This window comes from Nonomuraea harbinensis, from assembly GCF_019396385.1.
Classification (GTDB): Bacteria; Actinomycetota; Actinomycetes; order Streptosporangiales; family Streptosporangiaceae; genus Nonomuraea; species Nonomuraea ferruginea.
In genome coordinates this window covers 1-18,758 of record NZ_JAHKRN010000056.1, presented here as the reverse complement: position 1 = coordinate 18,758, position 18,758 = coordinate 1, and the positions used below count along the sequence as shown (strand labels likewise).

The 18,758-nt window shown below is 72.0% G+C and carries 17 protein-coding genes; 7 read left to right on the top strand and 10 right to left on the bottom strand.

Annotated features, from left to right (window positions below; all coding sequences use genetic code 11):
* The first annotated feature begins 6 nt into the window (after nt 1-6).
* Nucleotides 7-309: a hypothetical protein gene (locus KME79_RS37465; RefSeq protein WP_219550187.1), complete on the top strand. Its 303-nt coding sequence runs from the start codon at nt 7-9 to the stop codon at nt 307-309.
* Here the strand turns inward: KME79_RS37465 and KME79_RS37460 are convergent.
* The 3 genes from KME79_RS37460 to KME79_RS37450 all read right to left on the bottom strand — a co-directional run bounded on the left by KME79_RS37460 (nt 290) and on the right by KME79_RS37450 (nt 3,509).
* A complete protein-coding gene (locus KME79_RS37460) occupies nt 290-1,132 on the bottom strand; it encodes a GNAT family N-acetyltransferase (RefSeq protein ID WP_148034860.1) in 843 nt (280 codons plus the stop codon). The genes KME79_RS37465 and KME79_RS37460 overlap by 20 nt on opposite strands.
* A gap of 36 nt (nt 1,133-1,168) precedes the next feature.
* Entirely contained in the window at nt 1,169-2,770 is a 1,602-nt protein-coding gene (locus KME79_RS37455; protein WP_246641087.1) for an alpha/beta hydrolase, read from the bottom strand.
* 121 nt (nt 2,771-2,891) lie between these two features.
* Entirely contained in the window at nt 2,892-3,509 is a 618-nt protein-coding gene (locus KME79_RS37450; protein WP_148033698.1) for a hemerythrin domain-containing protein, read from the bottom strand.
* Nucleotides 3,510-3,633: 124 nt separating this feature from the next.
* Here KME79_RS37450 and KME79_RS37445 point away from each other — a divergent pair, with 124 nt between their 5' ends.
* Nucleotides 3,634-4,470, top strand: a complete 837-nt coding sequence (locus tag KME79_RS37445) for a MarR family winged helix-turn-helix transcriptional regulator (protein ID WP_219550185.1) — start codon at nt 3,634-3,636, stop codon at nt 4,468-4,470.
* 20 nt (nt 4,471-4,490) lie between these two features.
* Here the strand turns inward: KME79_RS37445 and ispG are convergent, their stop codons facing one another.
* On the bottom strand, nt 4,491-5,657 hold the full coding sequence (gene ispG, locus KME79_RS37440) for a flavodoxin-dependent (E)-4-hydroxy-3-methylbut-2-enyl-diphosphate synthase (protein ID WP_219550183.1): 1,167 nt from the start codon (nt 5,655-5,657) through the stop codon (nt 4,491-4,493).
* A 41-nt stretch (nt 5,658-5,698) separates the two neighbouring features.
* Nucleotides 5,699-6,889: a 1-deoxy-D-xylulose-5-phosphate reductoisomerase gene (gene dxr, locus KME79_RS37435; RefSeq protein WP_308249195.1), complete on the bottom strand. Its 1,191-nt coding sequence runs from the start codon at nt 6,887-6,889 to the stop codon at nt 5,699-5,701.
* A gap of 115 nt (nt 6,890-7,004) precedes the next feature.
* Here dxr and KME79_RS37430 point away from each other — a divergent pair, with 115 nt between their 5' ends.
* Nucleotides 7,005-8,102 carry a trypsin-like serine peptidase gene (locus tag KME79_RS37430; RefSeq protein WP_219550179.1) on the top strand — a complete coding sequence of 366 codons (1,098 nt, stop codon included), beginning with the start codon at nt 7,005-7,007 and terminating at the stop codon, nt 8,100-8,102.
* 22 nt (nt 8,103-8,124) lie between these two features.
* Here KME79_RS37430 and KME79_RS37425 read toward each other — a convergent pair whose 3' ends face one another.
* Nucleotides 8,125-9,552, bottom strand: a complete 1,428-nt coding sequence (locus KME79_RS37425; RefSeq protein ID WP_219550177.1) for an aldehyde dehydrogenase family protein — start codon at nt 9,550-9,552, stop codon at nt 8,125-8,127.
* Nucleotides 9,553-9,782: 230 nt separating this feature from the next.
* On the opposite strand from KME79_RS37425, the gene KME79_RS37420 reads away from it, so the two are divergent.
* Entirely contained in the window at nt 9,783-10,409 is a 627-nt protein-coding gene (locus KME79_RS37420; protein ID WP_219550175.1) for a TetR/AcrR family transcriptional regulator, read from the top strand.
* A gap of 7 nt (nt 10,410-10,416) precedes the next feature.
* Here the strand turns inward: KME79_RS37420 and KME79_RS45775 are convergent, their stop codons facing one another.
* Nucleotides 10,417-12,249, bottom strand: coding sequence for a PucR family transcriptional regulator ligand-binding domain-containing protein (locus tag KME79_RS45775; protein ID WP_308249194.1), 1,833 nt, complete (start codon nt 12,247-12,249; stop codon nt 10,417-10,419).
* A 112-nt stretch (nt 12,250-12,361) separates the two neighbouring features.
* Between KME79_RS45775 and gabT the strand changes: the two genes are divergently transcribed.
* The gene (gene gabT / locus KME79_RS37405) at nt 12,362-13,690 is read left to right on the top strand and encodes a 4-aminobutyrate--2-oxoglutarate transaminase (RefSeq protein WP_219550173.1); all 1,329 of its coding nucleotides are present in this window, start codon (nt 12,362-12,364) and stop codon (nt 13,688-13,690) included.
* Nucleotides 13,691-13,863: 173 nt separating this feature from the next.
* Nucleotides 13,864-14,097 carry a hypothetical protein gene (locus KME79_RS37400; RefSeq protein ID WP_246641085.1) on the top strand — a complete coding sequence of 78 codons (234 nt, stop codon included), beginning with the start codon at nt 13,864-13,866 and terminating at the stop codon, nt 14,095-14,097.
* Between the two features lie 124 nt (nt 14,098-14,221).
* Here KME79_RS37400 and KME79_RS37395 read toward each other — a convergent pair whose 3' ends face one another.
* The 3 genes from KME79_RS37395 to KME79_RS37385 are packed head-to-tail and all read right to left on the bottom strand — an operon-like array spanning nt 14,222 to nt 18,188.
* Nucleotides 14,222-15,352 carry an extracellular solute-binding protein gene (locus KME79_RS37395; RefSeq protein ID WP_219550171.1) on the bottom strand — a complete coding sequence of 377 codons (1,131 nt, stop codon included), beginning with the start codon at nt 15,350-15,352 and terminating at the stop codon, nt 14,222-14,224.
* 53 nt (nt 15,353-15,405) lie between these two features.
* Nucleotides 15,406-16,911, bottom strand: coding sequence for a CoA-acylating methylmalonate-semialdehyde dehydrogenase (locus tag KME79_RS37390; RefSeq protein ID WP_148033707.1), 1,506 nt, complete (start codon nt 16,909-16,911; stop codon nt 15,406-15,408).
* Complete coding sequence (locus KME79_RS37385; RefSeq protein ID WP_219550169.1) at nt 16,908-18,188, bottom strand: aspartate aminotransferase family protein; 1,281 nt, start codon at nt 18,186-18,188, stop codon at nt 16,908-16,910. The genes KME79_RS37390 and KME79_RS37385 overlap by 4 nt, the downstream gene beginning before the upstream one ends.
* A 243-nt stretch (nt 18,189-18,431) precedes the next feature.
* On the opposite strand from KME79_RS37385, the gene KME79_RS37380 reads away from it, so the two are divergent.
* On the top strand, nt 18,432-18,701 hold the full coding sequence (locus tag KME79_RS37380) for a WGxxGxxG family protein (RefSeq protein ID WP_148033709.1): 270 nt from the start codon (nt 18,432-18,434) through the stop codon (nt 18,699-18,701).
* Nucleotides 18,702-18,758: the final 57 nt, after the last annotated feature.

Sequence of the window (18,758 nt, the reverse complement as noted above, 5' to 3'; positions counted from 1 at the left end):
CCGGTCATGGCGGTGCGGCAACCCCGGCGGGTCGCCTGGGAGGCTGCCCGGATCTTCGTGCCCGCGGCCGCCACGGAAGTCTACTGGTGGCTCAGCGAGGCGATCGGCCACTACCTCGGCGTCATGTACGAGCTCAAGCTGGCCGAGACCCGCCTGCGGCTGGCGGAGGAGCCGGGAGCGACGCCCCTGGAGATCATCACGTGGCGGATCAGCCTGGACGAGCTGCTCGACGAGCGGCCGGGCGAGCTGTCGATCCTCGCCCAGCTCGCCGAGGAGACCGCCGACCGGGTCAGAAGAGCACGGACATGAACGTGTCGACCTCGTGGAAGCCCACCCGGCGATAGACCGCCCTGGCCGAGTGGTTGAAGTCGTTCACGTACAGCGTCACCACGGGCGCGAAGCAGTCGAGCGCGGCCTCCACGATCGCGGCCATGCCCGACACCGCGTAACCCCGCCCGCGCAGGTCGGGATGGACCCACACGCCCTGGATCTGGCAGGCGTGCGGGGTCACCGCGCCGATCTCGGCCTTGAACACCACCCGGCCGCCCTCGATCCGCGCGTAAGACCGGCCGATGCGGATCAGCTCGGACACCCGGGTGCGGTAGAGCGCGCCGCCGTCGCCGAGGTTGGGCGAGACGCCCACCTCCTCGGTGAACATCGCCACGCAGGCCGGCAGCAGGATCTCGAACTCCTCCGGCCGCACCCGCCGCACCAGCGGGTCGGCGGGCACCGGCGGCCTGCGGGAGGTCGCCATGACCGGCTGCGCCCAGCGGATCGCGCGGGCCCGGCCCCAGTGCGGCTCCAGCCGCTCCCACAGCTGCCCCACCGCGTCGGCGGGACCCACGATCGAGGAGCAGCGGCGGCCCTGCTTGCGCGCGCGGTCGGCGAAGGCGTGCACCGCTTCGGGGCCCGCGTTGATCGGCACCAGGTTGGCGCCCGCGTAGCAGAGGGAGACGAGCGCGCCGCGCGGCCCGAAGCCCCACATCTGCCCGCCGAGCCGGGCCGGGTTGAGCCCCACGCTCCGCACCCGGGACGCGACGAAGACGTTCGCGACCGGGTCGGTGTCGAGCAGAGCGAGCACCTCGTCCCGGTCGCTGTCGTCGAGGACGCGCGACGCCGATGTACGCAGCATCACATGGTCAGACTACGCGAACGACCACGGAATAGCTCATCTGGCTAGCACGTCGGTGAGCCTTTCGTGACCTAGAGAGGAGCGGGACTGCATGCGGGCCTTCGGTCGCGGCTCCGGCTTGGCCGCGCACCGCGCCCCCTGGGCGGGTACGGTGCCGTCCTGCAGGTAGGCCACCAGGTGGCGATCCACGCACCGGTTGCCGGCGAACGAGATGCCGTGGTCGCCGCCCGTCTCGACCACCATGCGCGCGGTCGGGAACCTGCCGCGCATCGTGACCGCTCCCGCGTACGGGGTGGCGGCGTCGTCGCGCGACTGGAGCATGAGGATCGGCGGGAGCCGCCACGAGCCGCGCACCTTGACCGGCTCCCCGCCGCGCACCGGCCAGAACGCGCACGGCGCGTTGAACCAGGCGTTCGGCCAGGTGAGGAACGGCGCCTCCTGGTGCAGCCTGGTCATGTCGCGGCGCCAGGTGTTCCAGTCGCGCGGCCATCGCGAGTCGCGGCACTGGACGGCGAGGTAGACGGCGTAGCCGTTCTCGTCGTCCGCGTCGTTCTTGCCGTGCTTCTCCCAGGCGGCGACGAGCGGCTTCGGGTCGCCCTCGCGGACGTACGCGGACCAGGCGGCGATCAGCTCGGGCCAGACCCTCTCGCTGTAGCCGGCGATGGTGAAGGTGTCGTCCAGCTCGCTCGGGCCGACCACGCCGCCCGCCGGCTGCTCCGCCAGCCGGGAGCGCATCGCGTACCAGGCGAACCTGGTCTGCCTGGCGGTGCGGCCGAGCTGGTAGGTCCGGTTGTGGCGGGCCGTCCACGCCATGAGCGCGCGGTGACGCTTCTCGAAGGCGCGGTTCTGCGTCAGGTTGCTCCGGTACCACTCGCCGTCGGGCTCCACCACGCTGTCGAGCACCAGCCGCTTGACCCGCTGCGGGAACAGGGTGGCGTAGACGGCGCCGATGTAGGTGCCGTAGGAGTAGCCGAGGTAGCTGATGCGCTGCTCGCCGAGCGCGGCGCGGATCCGGTCGAGGTCCCTGGCGACGTTCTCGGTGTTCATGTGCGGCAGCAGCCACGACCAGGCGCTGCCGCACCGGTTGGCGTAGTCGGCGGCCCGGCTGAGCAAGGTGTTCTCGTCGGCGCGATCGACCGGCACCGAGTCGGGGCGGGGCGGCCGGTGGTAGACCTCGGGGTCGACGCACCGCATCGCCGGCTGGCTGGCGCCCACCCCGCGGGGGTCGAAGCCGACGACGTCGTAGCGGTCGCGCAGCTCACGCGGCAGCGCCGCGGCCATGTACACGGCCAGGTCGCGGCCGGACGCGCCGGGGCCGCCCGGGTTGACCACCAGGGTGCCGAGATGGTTGCCGTCACGGGGCTCCTTGGCCTTGATCCGGTTGACGGACAACCGGATGGCGTGCCCCGACGGCTCCCGGTAGTCGAGCGGCACCCGTACGGTGCCGCACTGGGTGCCGAGGCTCTCCGCCAACGTGGTGAGCTTCTTCTCGCCCTTTTTCGGGCAGGCGCCCCACGTGACCCGCGCCGGCGGGGTCTCCGGCTTCGCCTCGGCGCCCACGCTCGCCGGCGCCACGCACACGCCCAGCATGGCCATGCCGCCCACCATGCCGCCCACCAGTGTCACGAACCGCTTCATCCGGCTCCTCCCCCATTCCATAGGCGAGGAATACTGCCGTACGTAGCGACTCAGTGACGGACGGTATGGAGAATTGCTTGCCATTCCGTGATGCGGCCCTGGTCTCCGGCGCGGGGTCTCGTCAGTAGAGGTTCAGACGGTCGTAGGCGGGGCGCCACTCGTCGCGGTACGCCTCCCGGAGGGCGGCGGGCATGCCGTCGAGGATGGCCGCCACCACCCGGGGGTCCTTGTCGTCGAGCAGCCAGGGCAGATAGGTCGGGGCGTCGCCCCCGATGCGCTCGCGGTGGGTCTGGCCGAACCGGCTCCACTGCTCCTCGCCGAGCGTGGCGTCGATGAGCGCGAGCCCTTCGGACTCCTCGTGCCGCAGATGCCCGCCCAGACCGGTGACCAGGGCGTCGACCAGGCCGCCGAGCCGCTCGGCGCCGTTCTCACGGTCGGCGAGAGCGGCGTCCACGCCGTCCAGCAGCGGGTCGATGGCGGCGTGCTCGTCCTCCATCGCGTCGAGCAGCGCCAGTCCGTCGGCGCTCACGGCGTCGCGCATCGCGGGCCAGAGCGCCACGTCCTCGGACGTGTGGTGCACCCGCAGGAACTTCTTGAACAGCTCCCATCCGACGGCGGCCCGCAGGATCCGCCGCGGGTCGTCGCCGGTCTTGGCGGCGACGCGGGCGACGCGCTCCAGCTCGCGCCGGAGCGCGTCGTGCATCGCGAGCATCATCGACATGTCCAGCCGGTAGGTCATGGCTGCCTCCTCGTTCAGATGTCAACCACGCTAACCGTCACTATGGCCAATCGTCAACATGCCAACTATTTTTGCGCTTAACCATCAGCTCCATGGGTAAGCTGCCTTGCCGGAGGTGTGCCGCATGCAGGACAGGACGCTCGCGGAAACCCTGAGCAGGTCTCCAGGGAGGCTGCTGCGCCGGGTCTACGCCCGCTTCACCGCGGAGGCGCTGAGCGACGACCCGCGCTCGCGCGACTTCGTGGTCCTCGACACCCTCGCCGACCAGGACGCCGACTCCCAGCTCGAACTGGCCGAGCGGCTCGGCATCAACCGGACGATCATGGTACGGCTGATCGACAGGCTCCAGCAGGCCGGGTACGTCACCCGTACCCGCAACCCCGCCAACCGGCGCTCCTACGTGCTGTCGATCACCGAGGAGGGCCGCAAGGCACGCGACGCCATGCGCGAGGCGGTCGCCGAACGGGACGCCCGCGTCACCGCGTCACTGACCCCCGGCGAACGCGAGCGGCTCAACGAGCTGCTCAGCCTGCTGCTGCCCGAGCCGGAGCCGCTCCGGACCACCGCCTACCTGGTGGCGCAGGCGCACTACCGGCTGCGCCGCATGGGCGACGCGCTCCTGGCCGGCTCCGGCCTGCGCACCCGCCACTTCGGCAGCCTGGCCGCCCTGGAGACCCTGACCCCGTGCGCCCAGCAGCAGCTCGCCCGCCGCCTGGACATCACCGAGCCGGCCGCCGCGCAGATCGTCGACGAACTGGTGCGGCTCGGGCTGGTCGCCCGCGGTCAGGACCCCGCCGACCGCCGCCGCTACGCGCTGGAACTGACCCCCCTCGGCAGGCAGCGCCTCACCACCGTCCGCGAAGCCGCCGAACACCTGCAGGCGGAGATCCTGTCTCTCCTGGGCCCCGAGGCCGAGCACGAGCTCCGCGCCCTCCTCACCAAGCTCCTCCCGGACCCCTGAGAGTCGCGGGAGGCACGGGGTCAGCGCACGACGACCTCGGGCCCGGAGGCGTCGTCGTCGAGGTCGACCGCCACGCCCATCTCCTCGGCCAGGCGGAGGGCCTCCTCGATGAGGGTCTCGACGATCTGCGACTCCGGCACGGTCTTGATGACCTCGCCCTTGACGAAGATCTGGCCCTTGCCGTTGCCCGAGGCCACTCCCAGGTCGGCCTCACGCGCCTCGCCTGGACCGTTGACGACGCAGCCCATCACGGCCACCCGCAGCGGCACCTTGAGCCCTTCGAGCCCGGCCTGGACCTGGTCGGCCAGCGTGTAGACGTCGACCTGGGCGCGCCCGCACGACGGGCAGGACACGATCTCCAGCCCTCGCTCGCGCAGCCCGAGCGACTCCAGGATGGCGGTGCCGACCTTGACCTCCTCCACCGGAGGCGCCGACAGCGACACCCGGATGGTGTCGCCGATCCCCTCGGCCAGCAGCGCGCCGAACGCCACCGCCGACTTGACGGTGCCCTGGAAGGCCGGGCCGGCCTCGGTGACGCCGAGGTGGAGCGGGTAGTCGCACTGGGCCGCGAGCAGCCGGTAGGCGTTGATCATGACGACCGGGTCGTTGTGCTTGACCGAGATCTTGATGTCGCGGAAGCCGTGCTCCTCGAAGAGCGAGCACTCCCACAGCGCCGACTCGACCAGCGCCTCGGGCGTGGCCTTGCCGTACTTCTGCAGCAGCCGCGGATCGAGCGACCCGGCGTTGACCCCGATGCGGATGGGCACGCCGTGCTCGGCGGCGGCCTTGGCGATCTCGCCCACCTTGTCGTCGAACTTCTTGATGTTGCCCGGGTTGACGCGCACCGCCGCGCAGCCCGCCTCGATGGCGGCGAAGACGTACTTCGGCTGGAAGTGGATGTCGGCGATGACCGGGATCTGCGACTTCTTCGCGATGATCGGCAGCGCCTCCGCGTCGTCCTGGGACGGCACGGCCACCCGGACGATCTGGCAGCCGGACGCGGTGAGCTCGGCGATCTGCTGGAGGGTGGCGTTGACGTCGGCGGTGACGGTGGTGGTCATCGACTGCACGGAGACGGGCGCGTCACCGCCCACGGGCACGCCGCCGACCATGATCTGGCGGGAGTGTCGGCGTTCGGCGAGCGGCTTGGGACGGACCGTGGGGATGCCGAGTGCTACAGGAGACATTTCAACCCTTGTGTGTCGACGACGCTTCCCAGTCTAGGGAGCTAGCGGGACTGCCCGGCTGTGAGCTCCGCCGCACGGGCGCGGGCCCACGCGTCGGCGGCGAGCACCTCCTCGACGGAGCCGGCCGGGGTGACCTGATGTTCTTCGACGACCTTGGCGACCGTGTCGACGATGCCGAGGAACGGCAACCCGCCCTTGACGAACGCCTCCACGCACACCTCGTTGGCCGCGTTGTAGACGGCCGGGGCGGTGCCGCCCGCCGAGCCGACGTGGCGGGCCAGCGCGACCGCCGGGAAGGCGGCGTCGTCGAGCGGCTCGAAGGTCCAGGTGTGGGCCCTGGTCCAGTCGACCGGCGGGGTGGCCGCGGGGACCCGCTCGGGGTGGCCGAGCGCCAGGGCGATGGGCAGCCGCATGTCGGGAGGGCTCGCCTGGGCGATGGTCGAGCCGTCGATGTACTCGACCATCGAGTGGATGATCGACTGCGGGTGGACCACGACCTCGATCCGGTCGAAGCCGAGGTCGAACAGCAGGTGGGCCTCGATCACCTCCAGGCCCTTGTTGACCAGGGTGGCCGAGTTGATGGTGATCACCGGGCCCATGGACCAGGTGGGGTGGGCCAGGGCCATCTCGGGCGTCACGCCGGTCATCTCGGCGCGGGTGCGGCCGCGGAACGGGCCGCCGCTGGCGGTGACGACCAGCCGCTTGACGGCGCCGGGATCGTGGCCCCGCGGCCCCGACGCCCACAGGCACTGCTGCAGCGCCGAGTGCTCGGAGTCGACCGGCACGAGCTGACCGGGCCTGGCCAGCCGCTTGACCAGCGGCCCGCCGACGATCAGGGACTCCTTGTTGGCCAGCGCGAGCATCCGCCCGGCGTCCAGGGCCACCAGCGTGGAGGTCAGGCCGAGCGCGCCGGTGATGGCGTTGAGCACGGTGTCGCACGGCCGGCCGGCCACCTCGGCGACCCCGTCGGCGCCGGCGAGCACCTCGGGACTCGCCCCGTGCGCGGCCAGCGCCTCGCGCAGCGCGGGCACCGCGGCGGGATCGGCGACGGCGACGACCTCGGCCCCGGACTCGGCCGCCTGGCGGGCGAGCAGATCGGCCCTGCCGCCCCCGGCGGCGAGGCCGGCGACCCTGAACCGGTCGGGGTTGGCGGCGATCACGTCGAGGGCCTGGGTGCCGACGGAGCCGGTGGATCCGAGGACGGTGACGGAGCGGAGGGTCGGTGCGCGCACCCGTCCATTGTCCCCCGACACCGCACGTGCCCGCGCACAGAACCCGCGACCCGCCATGAGGAATTTCACGGAAAGTAGCCGCAAGGACACATCTCGTGGTGCACACTCGGTGGGCATGACCCTGAGCACCCCCTTGCTCGCGGCGGCGCCCCTCGTCGCGGGCCTGCTGGGCCCCGCCCTCGTCGGGGCGACTCCCGAGCGACACGCGAGCGTCGTCCCGCCGCCGCCCGCGGCGGCCACCCGCCTGCCCGAGGCCCCGGCGCCCGCCGACGTCGTCGAGCACATCGCGGCCCGGGGCGCGGCCGACCACCTGCGCGTGCTCTCCTACTGGACCCCCGACCGCATGGACAACGCCCTGCCCATCGACCTGCCCGGTCTGGTCACCGAGGGCGGCCTGCTGAGCGGCCTCACCGGCGGCACCGGCCTCGGCGTCGCCCCCGGGGTCACCGGCGGCGACGTCCGCCTGGTCCCGCCCCGGCATGGCACGCGGGCCGAGGCCCGCCACCAGTCGGCCCGCCCGCTGGCCCGGACCTCCGGTTCCCGCTGGGCGGTCGGGGGCGCGGTGGCCAGGACCACCGGCCGCGTCTTCCTCACCATGAACGGCGTCGACTTCGTCTGCTCGGCCAGCACCGTGCGCAGCCGCAACCGCGACGTCGTGGTCACCGCCGGCCACTGCGTCAAGGACGGCTCCGGCGCCTGGGCCAAGAACTGGACGTTCGTCCCCGGTTACGGCACGAACGGCGCCAAGCCGTACGGGCAGTGGACCGCGCGCCGCATGTTCGTGGCCGGGCCCTGGTCGCGAGGCTCCGACGACAGCTACGACGTGGGCATGGTGGCGCTGGCCCCCTCACGCGGCCGGCACGTCGCCGACGTGGTGGGCGTCCAGGACATCGCCTTCAACGCCCCGCGCGGCGGCCACGCGATCGGCTTCGGCTACCCGGCCGACCCGCCCTACGACGGCCGGCACCTGGTCTACTGCGCCGGCCGCCTGCGTGACGACCCCTACGGAGACACCCACGACCAGGGGCTCGGCTGCGACATGACGGCGGGCTCCAGCGGCGGCCCGTGGCTGACGCGCTTCGACACGTCCACCGGCAGGGGCACGATCACGTCCGTGAGCAGCTTCAAGTACAGCGACGACCGCCGCACCATGTACGGCCCCATCCTGGGCGAGCCCGCCAGGAAGCTCTTCCACACCGCGGAGCGCGCCTGAAGGCCGGGCCCGCGCCCGTCTCTCAGAGGCTGAGCCCCGTCAGCACCATGACCTTCTCGTACGTGAGATCCTCCATGGCCGCGCGCAGGCCCTCGCGCCCGACGCCGGAGTCCTTCACCCCGCCGTACGGCATCTGGTCGGCCCGGTAGGACGGCACGTCGCCGATGATCACGCCGCCGACCTCAAGCTCGCGGTTGGCCCGGAACGCCGTGTCCAGCGACCTGGTGAACACCCCGGCCTGCAGCCCGTACGCCGAGTCGTTGACCGCGGCGAAGGCCTCGTCCACCGAGTCGACCGGCTCCAGCACCATGACGGGGCCGAACACCTCCTCGCGGCAGACCTTGGCGTCGGCGGGGACGTCGGCGAGCACCGTGGGCGCGAACGTGGCGCCCACACGGGTGCCGCCCGCCAGCACGCGGGCGCCGCCCTCGACGGCCTCGCGCACCCACTCCTCGACCCGCTCCGCGGCGGCCTCGGAGACCAGCGGCCCCACCTGGGTCTTCTCGTCGGCCGGGTCGCCGACGACGAGCCCGGCGACGGCGGGGAGCAGCCGCGCCACGAAGTCGTCGTACACCGGCCGCTCGACGATGACCCGCTGCACGGCGATGCAGCTCTGGCCTGCCTGGTAGTTGGAGAACAGCGCGACGCGCCGGGCCGCCCAGTCGAGGTCGGCGTCGGCCAGCACCACGGCGGCGGCGTTGCCGCCCAGCTCCAGAGTGACGTGCTTGCGCGGCACCTGGTCGGCGATGGCGTAGCCGACGGGGGCGGAGCCGGTGAACGACACCACCGGCAGCCTCGGGTCCAGCACCAGGCCGGAGGCCCGCTCGTTGGCGACCGGCAGCACCGAGAACATGCCCGCGGGCAGCTCGGTCTCGGCCAGGATCTCGCCCAGCACCAGCGACGACAGCGGCGTGGCCGGGGCGGGCTTGACCACCACGGGGGCGCCGACGGCGATGGCCGGGGCGACCTTGTGCGCGACCAGGTTGAGCGGGAAGTTGAACGGCGTGATCGCCAGCACCGGACCGTACGGGACGCGGGACACGTAGGCCATCCGGCCGGCGGCGGCGGGCTCGGTGTCGAGCCGCTGCACCTCGCCCGACCAGCGCCGGGTCTCCTCGGCGGCGAAGCGGAAGGTGGAGACGGCGCGGCTCACCTCGCCGCGCGCCCAGAAAATAGGCTTGCCGTTCTCGGCCGTGATCAGGTGGGCGATCTCGTCGGACCTTTCGGCCAGTCGCCGGGAGACGTGGGCGAGCGCCTCCGCGCGCACGTGGATCGGCAGCGCGGCGGCTTCGCGCGCGACCGCCTTGGCGGCGGCGACGGCCTCCTCCACCTGGGCATCTGTCGGCACGGAGACCCGGCCGACCTCGCGACCGTCGTCCGGATTGGTCACGGTGAGCTCGGCGTCGCCTGTGGCGGGGCGGCCTGCGAGCCAGAAGGTACGCACGTCCATGCCTCCGACGTTATGCCAAGCCCCGCGCGGGGGAATTGCACCAGGGTGCACAAGACCGCCGGGGGGCTTCTGCCGTCATGTACAACCTGGTGGTATACCCGGCTTGTAACAGAAGTAGGCCTAATTCGGGATGTTTAGCATGCGAAGCGGTTTGAACGATCTCCGCCATGGCTAAGTCATCGATGCGGGTCTCCCAGAGCGGCGGGCCCTCGGCAGAAAGGCGTGGGCCCATGACCTCCTCGGCGCCGCTTGGGCTTCAGGGCGCCTACTTGCAGGGCGAGCGGGCCAACCATGACGAGCTCCGTTCCAGGCTGCTCGACGTCGCGGTCAACGTCCTGGTGGCCGACGGGCCCGACAGCCTGACGATCCGCCGGATCGCCACCGAGGCCGCCTGCACGACCACCGTCGTCTACACGATGTTCGGCAACCGTGAAGGCCTGGCCGAGGCGCTCTACCTCGAAGGATTCGAGCGCTTCCGCCGCCTGCTGGAGCGGGTGCCGCAGCGCCGCGACCCCTTCGAGTACCTGAACGCGCTCGTCCCCGCCTACCGCCAGGCGTGCCTGGCGGAGCCCGGCTACTACAGCCTCATGTTCGAACGGGCGATCCCCGGCTTCGAGCCCAGCGAGCGCGCCAGGACCCTCGCCAGGGCGGCGCTCAACATCTTCGACCGGGTGATCTCCGACTGCATCTCCGCCGGCTACCTCGGCCCCACCCAGCCACGCAAGATCGCCGACGCCCTGTGGGCGGCCGCCCAGGGCGCGATCAGCCTGGAGCGCTCGGGTCACCTCCGTGACGCGACCAGCTACGAAGCCGTCACCCAGGCGACGATCGCCTACTACGCGGCCGACAAGGACTGACAGCTCCTCAGGGGTGCGCCGCGCCGTTCGAGGGCCTGCCGCCGGCCGCCTGCAGCGCGAACCAGAGCTCGGCCCGCACCCCCGGGTCGTCCAGGTCGCGCCCGAGCAGCTCGGCGACGCGCCGCATCCGGTAGCGCAGCGTGTGCCGGTGCACGCCCAGCCGCTGCGCGGCCGCGTCCCAGTGACCGTTGCTCTCCAGGTACGCGCGCAGCGACTCCACCAGATCGGCCCGCGACCCGTACGCGGCGAGCGGCGCCAGCAGCGCGGCGGCGAACGCCCCCGCCGCCTCCGGCTCGACCAGCGCCATCAGCCCCTGCCCGGCCAGCTCGCCGAACCTGAGTACCTGCCCCCCGGCGTGCTCGTAGGCCCGCCGCGCCTGCTCCACCCCCGCCCGCACCTCCCGGTACGAACACGGCCCCCCGATCCCGACACCCCCACCGGCCGCCCGGACGACCTCCCCCTCCGACCCTTCTTCCACAAGCACCACCACGACACCGCCACCACTTCCCCGCCCGGAGACCGCCGCCCTTTCACCCCGCACGGAGGCGTCGCGCCTCTCTTCGGACGGGAGGGAACGCGCCCTTGATACATCACGCCGCCCCTCAGCCGAGCCAGAGTGCCGACCGGCCCCTGCGGCCCTCTCCCCCACGGACGCCCGCACCCCGGGCACATCACGCCGCCCGGACGCGGCCACGTCCCGTCCACCGCTCTCCCCCACAACCGGCCGCTCACCCCGTGAGGTGTCGCGCCGATCGTCCGGCTCGTAAGCAGCATCCTGCTCCTCATCCGAAACCCGCAGGCCCCCCGCCGGAGCACGGCCCGGCCCGTCGCCTCTTGAGGTGCCGCGCCGATCGTCCGGGTTGGGGAGGCGGGCGGTGAAGGCGAGGGGTTCCAGGGGTTCCAGGGAGTCCTCGCCGACGGCCAGGACCACGAAGGGCTCGCCGGGGAGAGCCGGACCGAGGGGCCCGAGGACCGTACGGGCTTCCGGCAAGGCCGACGGCCGCTCGGACAGCAGCAGCCGCAGCACCGCGTCCCGGACCCGGCGCTCGCCTTCGAGGTGGGCGCGCCCCTGCTCCAGGGCCAGCGTGAGCAGCGACCCGGCGGCGTTGACGACGGTGTGGGAGACAGGGGTGAAGGCCCGCGCGGTCCCGACGGCGAAGAACCCGCGGGGCCGCGGCCCGCCGCCCACCGGCTGCACCACGACGTTCTCGCCGGGCCACGCCAGCGCCAGCGTGGCGGGCGCCCGCTCCGCCTCGCCGTCCTTGCGGGCCGCCGCGGGCCCCCGGCCGCCGCGCAGCCGCCTGATCTCGGCCGCCACCGTGCGGACCTTGGCGCCTCGTGTGGCGTGCAGCGGCTCGCCGGCGTCGTCGAACAGCGCCGCCCACCCGCCCAGCTCCTTGGCCAGCCGGTCGATGACCGCGTGGGTGCCGTCGGGGTGGAGGGCGGCGCGGGTCAGCCGGCCCTGGGCGGCGAAGGCGCGGGTGACCTCCTCGTACTGCTCGGCCGCCAGCAGTTCGCTGACCACCTTGGTGACCGCGATGAACGGCGTCTCCCTGGGCACCTCCAGCAGCGGCAGCCCCGCCGCGCCGGCCGCCTCGACCAGAGCCGGCGGCACCTCGTCGTGGGTGAGCCCGACCGCGACGCCCAGCCCGGCCACCCCGCGCGCCATCAGCCGCCCGACATATCGGGCGAAGTCGTGGGTCAGCCGCATCCCGGTGGTGAGCACCAGCTCGCCGCCCTCCAGGAACGGCGTGGGATCCTCCAACTCGCTGACGGCGACCCAGCGCACATCACGGTCGGGCGGTCCGGCGAGCAGGCGGAGCCCGGTCCGACGGGCCACGACCTGCAACGATGGTGCCATCCGAATTTTATCCATTCAGGCGAGACAAGCACCTTCAGTGTGACATATCGACGTATCGGGAGTGGTCGGCGGTCACCGTACCGTCGGAGGCATGAGCATTCCCCAGGAGCGGCGCGTCGTCACCGCGATCCCCGGCCCCAAATCGCAGGAGCTGCTGGCCCGCAAGCAGGCCGCCGTCCCGCCCGGCATCGGCACCACCCTGCCGGTCTTCGTCACCCGCGCCGGCGGCGGCGTGCTGCAGGACGCCGACGGGAACTCGCTGATCGACTTCGGCGCCGGCATCGCCGTGACGAACGTCGGCAACGCCGCGCCGAAGGTGGTGGAGCGGGTCAGCAAGCAGGTCGCCGACTTCACCCACACCTGTTTCATGGTCACCCCGTACGAGTCGTACGTGACCGTCTGCGAGAAGCTGAACGAGCTCACCCCGGGTGACCACGACAAGCGCACGTTCCTCGTGAACAGCGGCGCCGAGGCGGTGGAGAACGCGGTCAAGATCGCCAGGCACGCGACCGGCCGCCAGGCGGTCGTCGTGTTCGACCACGGCTACCACGGCCGCACGCTGCTCACGATGACGCTCACGGCCAAGAACATGCCGTACAAGCACCGGTTCGGCCCGTTCGCCCCTGAGGTGTACCGGGTGCCGCTGGCCTACCCGTTCCGCTGGCCGACGGGGCCCGAGAACTGCGCCGAGGAGGCCGCGGCCGAGGCGATCGACATGATCAACAAGCAGGTCGGCGCGGAGAACGTGGCGGCCGTGGTGATCGAGCCGATCGCCGGCGAGGGCGGCTTCATCGAGCCGGCCAAGGGATTCCTGCCGCGGATCGCGGAGTTCTGCCGCGAGAACGGCATCGTGTTCGTGGCCGACGAGGTGCAGACCGGCTTCGCCCGCACCGGCACCCTGTTCGCCTGCGAGGACGAGGGCATCGTGCCCGACATCATCACCACCGCCAAGGGCATCGCGGGCGGCCTGCCGCTGGCCGCGGTGACGGGCCGGGCGGACCTGATGGACAAGGTGCACGTGGGCGGCCTCGGCGGCACGTACGGCGGCAACCCGCTCGCGTGCGAGGCCGCGCTGGCGGTGCTGGAGACGATCGCCGAGGAGGACTTGGTCGCCAGGGCCCGCAGGATCGGCGAGATCATGCTGCCCCGGCTGCACGCCATGAAGGAGCGGTTCGACGTGATCGGCGACGTGCGGGGGCGCGGCGCCATGATCGCGATCGAGCTGGTGGTGCCGGGCACCAAGGAGCCGAACCCGGCGGCGGTCCAGGAGATCGTCAAGCGCTGCCACGCCGAGGGCCTGCTGGTGCTGACCGCGGGCACGCACGGCAACGTGCTGCGGTTCCTGCCGCCCCTGGTCATCCCCGAGCACCTGCTGGAGGAGGGCCTGGGGATCCTCGAAAAGGCGGTCGCCGCCCTCTGATATACCCATGAATCGGGCATCCGGCTTGTAGCTGGATGCCCGATTTTGTGGTGTAAAGCAGGCGTCTTGGGTAGAGAATTCACCCTTACTTGACACGGAACTAGACGATCACGGATCCGGCCGGGGTTATAACGGATCCGACACGAGGACGGGCGACCTCTGCGGGGAGCGCGATGAACTGGGGTCCCACCAGAACGGCACCGGACATGCTGACGTTCGACCCTGAGGGCATGACGAGCGCCCAGCGCGACGGCGAGGCCTGCGTGGTCTGCTACAAGAGGTGGCCGCGCCCGAGGGCGCGCGTGGGCCGCTTCCCCGACGACACGACGGCGATGGCGTGCGCCGACTGCGCCGAGGCGCTGGTCCCCGCCCCTCTGGCCACGGTGGTGGCCTTCCCCACCCGCTGAAGGCCCGCGGACGGCGAGACGCCCCGGGACGGGGGGAAGGCCCGGGGCGTCTCAGCAGGTCGCGCCCAGCGGGGGTTGGGCGCGCCCGCGGCATGGTCACGCGGGGCGGCGGAAGCCGGCCCCGCTACTCGATGAGCTCGCGCCACCGCTGCGACCAGGCGGCGTAGTCGGTGCACTCCCCCTTCGGCGGCAGGCAGTCCCCCGGAGGGCGCGTGGCGAACACCACGCGGTCCAGCCGATGGGACCTGGTGGCACCGTACGCCTCGCAGACGCTTCTGGCACGGCCTTTGCACGCCTTGGTATTGGCGGGCGCCAGTCCGTTCCACGCGGCGGCGTCGCGCTGGGTGCCGGGCTCGATCATCCGGCCGAGCCAGCGGTAGGCGCAGTCGGTGGCGGTGACCCCGGCGCCGAGCAGCCACGAGTCGGCCCAGCCGGTGACCTTGCGCGCGGACACGGCCTTGACCGGCAGGCGCGCCTTCACCAGCAGCTCGCGCAGGTGAGGGGTGGCCTGGGCGTAGTCGACGGAGCCGGTGGCGAAGCCCTTGACCAGGTCGAGCTGGTTGGCCCAGAGCGTGCGCTCCTCAGGGGCCGCCAGGCGCCCGGCCGCCTCTTCCAACTGCTCGGCGTCGAGCTCGAACGGATGCCCGGCGCCGCCCGCGAGCGCCGCGTCGGCGAGCGTGAGCGGGCTGTCGCGCAGCATGACCCGGTCGGAGCCGAACACGTCGGCCAGATCGCCGCCCGTGGTCCGGCGCGTGTCGTACAGGAACTCGTGGTAGCCCCACAGGAACGGCACCCCGTAGACCGTGTCACCGACGGTGAGCAGGTCGCGCAGCCGCTCGGGGATGTCGTCGTAGCCCTCGACCCGGTCGGTGTCGATGGCCTGGACCTGCCCCGCCCCGATCATCTCGGCCGCCACCACGGGCCCGGCGGCGACCAGGTCGTAGGCGCGCGTGCGGAGCCTGGCGGACATCTCCTCGGGAGTCTGCACGGTGTCGATGCGGGCCAGCCGGCAGCCGGTGGCCTTCTCGAACGTGCCGGTCCAGTTGGCCTGCGGGCTGATGCCGCCGTATTCGGCGTAGCCGCGGTAGGCGAGGATCTGCAGCGTGCCGTCGCTCTGCGTGGGGCTCGCCTCGGGCGTGGGGCTCGTCGCGGGGCTCGCCGTCGGGCTGGGGGTGAGCTGGGCGGGCTGGGCCGCGCCCGTGCAGCCCAGCGCCGTCAGGGCGAGGGCCAGCGCGGGCAGACGGCTGCGGATCACGCCCTGGAGCCTACCGGGGGCGGGCGGTGATCGTCGCCGCCCGCCCCGGCGCCTTACTTGTTGGTGGGGAATCCGAGGTTCACCCCGCCGTGCGACGGGTCCAGCCAGCGGGAGGTGATGACCTTGCCACGGGTGTAGAAGTGGACGCCCTCGGTGCCGTGCACGTGCGTGTCGCCGAAGAGCGAGGCCTTCCAGCCGCCGAAGCTGTAGAACGCCATCGGCACGGGGATCGGCACGTTCACGCCGATCATGCCGACCTCCACCTCGTTCTGGAAGCGCCGGGCGGCGCCGCCGTCGTTGGTGAAGACGGCCGTGCCGTTGCCGAACTCGCCGCCGTTGATGATCTCCAGGCCTTCCTCGTACGAGGAGACGCGGACGATCGACAGGACGGGGCCGAAGATCTCCTCGGTGTGCACCCGCGTCCCAGGCTTCACCTGGTCGAGCACGGTCGGGCCGAGCCAGAAGCCAGGCGTCTCGGACGCCTTGCCGCCGCCCTTGACCGCGGTCTCGCGGCCGTCCACGACCACCTTGGCGCCCTCCTCGACGGCCAGGTCGAGGTAGGAGGCGACCTTGTCGCGGTGCGGCCCGGTCACCAGTGGGCCCATCTCCGAGGCGGGGTCGTCGCCGGGGCCCACGGTGAGCCGCTCGACCCGCTCGACGATCTTCTGCACCAGCTCGTCGCCGACCGGGTCGACGGCCAGCACGACCGAGATGGCCATGCAGCGCTCGCCGGCCGAGCCGAAGCCCGCAGAGACGGCCGAGTCGGCCACCAGGTCGAGGTCGGCGTCGGGGAGCACGAGCATGTGGTTCTTGGCGCCGCCGAGCGCCTGCACCCGCTTGCCGTGGGCGGTCCCGGTCTCGTAGACGTACCTGGCGATCGGGGTGGAGCCGACGAAGGAGACGCCGCGCACGTCGGGGTGCTCCAGCAGCCGGTCCACGGCGACCTTGTCGCCCTGCACGACGTTGAACACGCCGTCGGGCAGCCCGGCCTCCTTCCAGAGCCGTGCCATGAGCAGCGACGCCGAGGGGTCCTTCTCCGACGGCTTGAGGATGAACGCGTTGCCGCAGGCGATCGCGATCGGGTACATCCACATCGGCACCATGGCCGGGAAGTTGAACGGCGTGATGCCGGCCACGACGCCGAGCGGCTGGCGGATCGAGTAGGAGTCGACCCGGGTCGAGACGCCCTCGGAGAAGCCGCCCTTGAGCAGGTGCGGGATGCCGCAGGCGAACTCCACGACCTCCAGGCCGCGGGCCACCTCGCCGAGCGCGTCGCCGTGCACCTTGCCGTGCTCGGCGGAGATCAGCGCCGCCATCTCGTCGCGGTGCGCGTACATCAGCTCGCGGAACTTGAACAGCACCTGCGCCCGCTTGACCAGGGAGGTGTCGCGCCAGCCGGGGAAGGCCGCCGCGGCGGCGGCGACGGCCGCGTCCACGTCCGCCACGGACGCCAGCGCGACGGTGCCGCTGACCTCGCCGGTGGCGGGGTTGAAGATCTCCGACGTGCGGGGGTCGCCGTCGGTGAGAGCTCCGTCGATCCAGTGCTTGACTGCCTTCACTGCTGCGCTGCCTCCGCGTTGATGACTTCGAGTGCGTTGACGATGATGCCGAGCCCCTCGGCGGCCTCGTCGACCGAGATCGTGAGCGGCGGGGCCATGCGGATGGCGGTGCCGCGCAGGCCGCCCTTGCCGGCGAGCAGGCCGGCCTTCTTGGTCTCCTCCATGAACCTCGCGGCCTGGGCCGGGGTGTCGAGCTCGACGGCGAACATCAGGCCCTTGCCGCGCACGTCCTTGACGACGGGGAGCCGCTGGGCGGCGGCGCGCAGGCCATCGATGATGATCTTGCCGGTCCTCGCGGCGTTGGCCTGCAGGTCGTGGTCGAGCACGTAGTCGAGGGTCGCGTTGGCGGCCGCCATGGAGACGGGGTTGCCGCCGAACGTGGCCACGCCGGCGGCGTGCAGCGCGTCCAGCAGGTCACCCCGGGCGACGACGCCGCCGACGGCGAAGCCGTTGCCCAGGCCCTTGGCGAAGGTCATCATGTCGGGGGTCACGCCGTGGTTCTGGATGCCGAAGAACGCGCTGCCGGTGCGGCCCCAGCCGGTCTGCACCTCGTCGGAGATGAACAGGATGCCCTGCTCGTCCAGCACTTCCTTGTAGGCGGCGAACAGCCCGTCCGGGGGCATGGTGAAGCCGCCGACGCCCTGGATGGGCTCGGCGATGAGGGCGGCCACGTCGTTCGAGACGGCGGTCGACAGCACGTGCCGCAGGTCGTCCACGCACGCCGCGACGTAGTCGGCGTCGGACATGCCCCTGAACTGGGCGAGATGCTGGTCGGCGCCGTGCAGGAAGTGCACGTTGAGCGGCGACAGGGAGTTGTTCTTCCAGGACCTGTTGGAGGTGACGCTGACGGCGCCGAAGCTGCGGCCGTGGTAGCTCTGCCGCATGGCCAGCACCTGGTCGCTCTTGCGCGCGTACGTGGCGAGCAGCAGCGCGGTCTCGTTGGCCTCGGTGCCCGAGTTGGTGAAGAAGACCTTGGCGTCCGGGATGCCGGACAGGCGGGCGATCTTCTCGGCCAGCTCGATCTGCCCGCGCAGCAGGTAGACGGTGCTGGTGTGGACGACGCCGGTGGCGAGCTGGCGTTCGACGGCTTCGCGCACCTCGGGGACGTCGTACCCGATCATGTTGGTCAGGATTCCGGCGAAGAAGTCGAGATAACTCTTGCCGTCGGCGTCGACGACGCGGTTGCCCTTGCCGCTGACGATCTCGATGGGGTCGTTGTAGTAGAGGCCGACCCAGTTGGGGATGACGGCCCTGTGGCGCGCGAGAAGCTCGGACATGTTTTGAGTATCGCCGCAATCCCCACAGGTCCCCAAATGCAAGGTGTCGCCGTACGCCGGAATCCTCTTACAAGGTGTCGGCCGCCGGGAGCAGAGGTTTCATCATGGAGCGAGATGGTATGGCTATGTCTAGCAGGGAATACGAAGATCCGCCCCATCAGGGGGAAGCCTTCCGGGAACAAGGCCGGGAGACGCGACAGGCGGTCTTCGAAGGTCGAGGGACCGCCGGATCGGGGGAACCCAATGCGCAAGACTCTCACGGGCCTGGGGCTGGCCTTCTTTCTGACGCTCGCCCCGGCCGCGGCCGCGACGGCGGAGGCTCCCGCCGCTCCCGTCGCGCAGAGCCAGGTCAACCCGTCGCCCGCACCTCAGCAGCAGGACCAGGGCGGCGGCAACGCCGGCCTGTGGGGCCTGCTCGGCCTGCTGGGGCTGCTGGGCCTGGCCGGCATGCGCAAGCAGAAGCAGCATGTCGGCACCGCCGAGCACATGACCAACCGCCCGCAGCGCCCGTAAGGTCAGGCGCACTCACGGAACCCCGCGCCGGCCGGCCCGGCGAGATCGGAAGAGCGT